The organism is uncultured Leptotrichia sp. (assembly GCF_938036635.1).
Lineage (GTDB): Bacteria > Fusobacteriota > Fusobacteriia > Fusobacteriales > Leptotrichiaceae > Leptotrichia > Leptotrichia hongkongensis.
In genome coordinates this window covers 1-3534 of the sequence record NZ_CALHQO010000523.1, presented here as the reverse complement: position 1 = coordinate 3534, position 3534 = coordinate 1, and the positions used below count along the sequence as shown (strand labels likewise).

General features: G+C 27.0%; 9 protein-coding genes. 4 read left to right on the top strand and 5 right to left on the bottom strand.

What is annotated here, in order from left to right; genetic code table 11:
* Nucleotides 1–26 precede the first annotated feature (26 nt).
* The 3 genes from Q0370_RS10510 to Q0370_RS10500 all read right to left on the bottom strand — a co-directional run bounded on the left by Q0370_RS10510 (nt 27) and on the right by Q0370_RS10500 (nt 1590).
* Nucleotides 27–731, bottom strand: coding sequence for a hypothetical protein (locus Q0370_RS10510; RefSeq protein ID WP_299575476.1), 705 nt, complete (start codon nt 729–731; stop codon nt 27–29).
* A 100-nt stretch (nt 732–831) separates the two neighbouring features.
* Nucleotides 832–1164: an ImmA/IrrE family metallo-endopeptidase gene (locus Q0370_RS10505; protein ID WP_299575473.1), complete on the bottom strand. Its 333-nt coding sequence runs from the start codon at nt 1162–1164 to the stop codon at nt 832–834.
* A 6-nt stretch (nt 1165–1170) separates the two neighbouring features.
* Nucleotides 1171–1590 (bottom strand): helix-turn-helix domain-containing protein, encoded by a 420-nt coding sequence (locus Q0370_RS10500; protein ID WP_299575471.1) that lies wholly within the window; start codon nt 1588–1590, stop codon nt 1171–1173.
* A 166-nt stretch (nt 1591–1756) separates the two neighbouring features.
* On the opposite strand from Q0370_RS10500, the gene Q0370_RS10495 reads away from it, so the two are divergent.
* Both Q0370_RS10495 and Q0370_RS10490 read left to right on the top strand, forming a co-directional pair.
* Complete coding sequence (locus Q0370_RS10495; protein ID WP_299575469.1) at nt 1757–1969, top strand: DUF739 family protein; 213 nt, start codon at nt 1757–1759, stop codon at nt 1967–1969.
* 31 nt (nt 1970–2000) lie between these two features.
* Entirely contained in the window at nt 2001–2309 is a 309-nt protein-coding gene (locus Q0370_RS10490; RefSeq protein WP_299575467.1) for a hypothetical protein, read from the top strand.
* A 5-nt stretch (nt 2310–2314) separates the two neighbouring features.
* Here the strand turns inward: Q0370_RS10490 and Q0370_RS10485 are convergent, their stop codons facing one another.
* Nucleotides 2315–2545 carry a hypothetical protein gene (locus tag Q0370_RS10485; protein WP_299575464.1) on the bottom strand — a complete coding sequence of 77 codons (231 nt, stop codon included), beginning with the start codon at nt 2543–2545 and terminating at the stop codon, nt 2315–2317.
* A gap of 88 nt (nt 2546–2633) precedes the next feature.
* Here Q0370_RS10485 and Q0370_RS10480 point away from each other — a divergent pair, with 88 nt between their 5' ends.
* Nucleotides 2634–2825, top strand: a complete 192-nt coding sequence (locus tag Q0370_RS10480; RefSeq protein ID WP_299575462.1) for a hypothetical protein — start codon at nt 2634–2636, stop codon at nt 2823–2825.
* Between the two features lie 31 nt (nt 2826–2856).
* On the opposite strand, the gene Q0370_RS10475 is transcribed toward Q0370_RS10480, so the two are convergent.
* Nucleotides 2857–3078 carry a hypothetical protein gene (locus tag Q0370_RS10475; RefSeq protein ID WP_299575460.1) on the bottom strand — a complete coding sequence of 74 codons (222 nt, stop codon included), beginning with the start codon at nt 3076–3078 and terminating at the stop codon, nt 2857–2859.
* 78 nt (nt 3079–3156) lie between these two features.
* Between Q0370_RS10475 and Q0370_RS10470 the strand changes: the two genes are divergently transcribed.
* Nucleotides 3157–3414 carry a hypothetical protein gene (locus Q0370_RS10470; RefSeq protein ID WP_299575458.1) on the top strand — a complete coding sequence of 86 codons (258 nt, stop codon included), beginning with the start codon at nt 3157–3159 and terminating at the stop codon, nt 3412–3414.
* Nucleotides 3415–3534 lie beyond the last annotated feature (120 nt).

Genomic DNA, 3534 nt, shown 5'->3' with positions numbered 1-3534 from the left:
AATAATCACTCCGTTCTTTTTTATACTCAAACTATTTTTTTATTCATATTTTTTATATCTACTTTTTGATAATACTCAAGACAATCAATTAAATGTTGAGATTTTGTGTATCTATGAATACCTAAATGTATTAATCCGAATCCTTCAAATTCTTTTTTCTTTCCACTATAAGTTCCATAATAATTTCTATTTTCATCAAAAAGATAACTTCGCTTACGACTTCCAACAACTATTATATTAGAATCAATTAATTTTAAAAATTCTTCAATAGACAGTTCTTTATGAGTTATACCGTATTTTTCAGTTAGTTCTTCATCATTTAAGTAAACACGCTCGCATTCATTTACTTCTTTTTGTAAAAATTCATCAAAATAAGTTCCGATTATTACTGGTTTATGAAATTTCATACCATTTACCATTTTACTTACTTTTTCTCCAGTTTTAGCCTTAATAAAGTCTTCAAAAAAATCACCAATATCACTATCTTTAAGCCAATCATATAAAATTTCTAGTTTTTCATTTGCATTTTCAGTTGAATCATCTAAATTAGTTAGATCACCTTCAATTAACTGAAATCTATGTTTGCAATATTGCATTCTTCTACCTGCAGGACAACCACAACCACTGTGTATATCCCTAGAGTTTTCCTCTTTCCAAAAAGCAACTCTATAAGGTTTTTTTCCAGATCCTTTTACGTAAAATACTAAAACTGTTTCATTGTTTTTTTCCACAAAAATTATTCTCCATTCTATAAATATTTTTCTAATTCTTTTAATAACTTTTTATCCAACTCTGTTAAATTAAGTTTATAAATATCCTTATTGTTAAATATTAAAGTTGCAGCAAATTCGTTTGCTTCTTGTTCAACTTGGCTTGTTTCGGACAGAAGTTTTTCACTTTCATAAATATAGATACAGCTTCATTGAATGATTGCTGTCCGTGTCCTAGTTCGTGGCTACATACTATTCGTTTGGATAAGTAGGGAAGTTTGATGTTGATGAAAATTGTTTTTTCATTTCCAATACAGGTGTATAGGCCTAGCCAAGATGAAAAATCGGAATAGATAATTTTTATTCCTTGATGTTCTGCAATTTTAAAAGGATTATCAGTTCCATATTTTTCAATTAAAGTTTTTGCCAACTTTTTAAAATTTGTTTTGTGCATAAAATCCTATTTTTTGTTTTCTCTCTGCTTTATTAATATGTCTATAACAGCACGTTTAAATACAGCCATATCGTGTTCATCATCAACATCATTGAAAAATAGTTGCTTATTTACTCCAGTAACTTTTTCAAATTCTGCAAGTTCTTCTGGAGTTAAGACTGATGTGTCTACAAAATATGGATCAACTTCTTTTTTTATTGCATCACGTTCCATTGGAACATCATATCCCATTAACCAAGGTTCTGAAACGTTTAAAATTTTTGATAACTCACCAATCGCATTTTGCCTAGGTGTTATTTTTCCACTAATATATTGACTTAATGCAGATTTTTTTATATTAGTTTTTTCAACTATATCTGTTTGAGTTAATCCTCTTAAGTTCATTGCTTGTTTTATTCTGATATGGCAATCAACCTTTTTACTCATTTTTTGAATCCTCTCTAAAATTTGATAATATATTATACCTTAGAGTTCATAAAAAATCAACTTTTTAATAAAAAAGTTTATTTAAACTGAAAAAAAGTATTGACAAGTTAAAAATTGTGTGGTATTATTAGTTTAGTTAAAATAAACAAATGTTTGGAGGTGATTTATGAGAAATTATTCTATGTTAAGGGGTAAAATAAAAGAAAAACTAAAAAATGAGTATGTTTTGGCTAAAAAAATGAAGTGTTCAAAAGCAACATTGAGTAAAAAATTAAATAACGAAGTAGATTTTACTCAAAATGAAATTGAAAACATTTGTAAAATTTTAGAAATAGATAGAATGGAAATAACATCTTATTTTTTTACCCCTTTAGTTTAGTTAAAATAAACATAAAGAAGGGAGTGAGAGGATGGAAAATGAGAAAAGATTAATAGAGAAATGTTATGAAGAAGTAGAAAAATATTTGAATGGAGAATATCACAAAGAAAAAAGAATTGATTCTTACAAGTTTCCGTTTAATAAAATATCAAGAATAATGAATATTTTGGCTACTTTAAGATTATCAAAATATAGAGATAAAATAACAGAAGAAAAATTAATCAATAAAATATACGAAGTCTTGATAGTGAAGATAGATGAAAATGATTTTGAAATGATACAAAGATGTGCAAATTTATTAAATTTATTTTTGTATAAAGATGAACACCTTTGTATATAACCAAATTATCTAAAATATTTAGAAAGTCCAGCTCTGTTTACAATATCTTGATTTGTACCATAGCAGATCATACCTAAATAATTAAAGGAAACGTGTCCCATATCTGTATCTGATATGGAAATTATATCTCCAATTTCTAGTTCTTCGGAAGTTTCCAGTATGAGATATTCACCAGATTTTATTTCAAGAGCTTTAAAATCACTATATGGAGATACAAGAACTACTTTAAGTTTCAATTTAAACACCTCCTTTCTGTTTAATTTTGTTTGGCGATAATATTATAGCATAAAGAGGTTAATTTAGAAAAAAGAAGGGAGTGAGAGGATGGGAGAAGAAACTCAAACAACTGAATTAGAAAAGTTAGGATTTGAATTAGTAGAAAGAAATTCAGATGATTGTAAAAAAGTTGTAGAGGAGGTTATGGAAGTCTTTGAAAAGCATCATGTAGGTTATAAAGAAATGGATTATTTTTTAGAACTGATTCGGGAATTAATGGAACTATCATTTAGTCTGTAAAGTGTGTGCGATTTGAAAATTTAATTAATGTCTATATATTAAATCTGTATCTTATTTTATGCTTAGGTTTTCTATGTGGTTTAGTGTTTTGAATTTGTGTTTCTGCTGTTTTTGATAGTTCAATTAATTTTTCTTTGGCTTTAGCTTGAGCGTCTTCCAAACTATCAGCTTCAACCAAAATCGAAAATTTATCACTTTTGGCTTTAATAATATATTTATTATTTACAAAACCTTGAAAATCATAATCTATCAAAGTAGTACCTCCTTAATAATCGCACACGTAAAAATTATAACATAGAAATATCAAATTTTGAAAGAATGGAGTGAGAGGATGGGAAAAACGAGGTTTAGTCAAAAATCAAAGAAATGTAAATTAATAAAAGAAATGTTTAAACAAATATTACAAAAAAATGATGTTACTTTAGAGGAATTTGAAAGAATTTCTAGTTGGATAAAAATGGAATTTAAAGAAGAAGCGACATTTAAAAAAGAGCAATATTCAAAATCTGAAATTGCTCTAAATGGTCAATTTTATTGTGGTTCAAATCTACGACCAAGTGGGAAAAAACCTAAAAAACCAGGAATTTAATTAATAATTTAATTTTTTTGGAAAGGAGGTATTTTAATGAGAGTACATCTTCCTGCACAAGGAGAAATAGAAACTGAAAAAGTTGTAGCTGGAATGGAAGCGTTAAAAGGACTTACAGAA

Excerpts from the sequence above, each read along its gene's own strand:
- Q0370_RS10505 (WP_299575473.1), bottom strand. The coding sequence starts at position 1,164 with ATGCACAAAACAAATTTTAAAAAGTTGGCAAAAACTTTAATTGAAAAA.
- Q0370_RS10500 (WP_299575471.1), bottom strand. The coding sequence starts at position 1,590 with ATGAGTAAAAAGGTTGATTGCCATATCAGAATAAAACAAGCAATGAAC.
- Q0370_RS10495 (WP_299575469.1), top strand. The coding sequence starts at position 1,757 with ATGAGAAATTATTCTATGTTAAGGGGTAAAATAAAAGAAAAACTAAAA.
- Q0370_RS10490 (WP_299575467.1), top strand. The coding sequence starts at position 2,001 with ATGGAAAATGAGAAAAGATTAATAGAGAAATGTTATGAAGAAGTAGAA.
- Q0370_RS10480 (WP_299575462.1), top strand. The coding sequence starts at position 2,634 with ATGGGAGAAGAAACTCAAACAACTGAATTAGAAAAGTTAGGATTTGAA.
- Q0370_RS10470 (WP_299575458.1), top strand. The coding sequence starts at position 3,157 with ATGGGAAAAACGAGGTTTAGTCAAAAATCAAAGAAATGTAAATTAATA.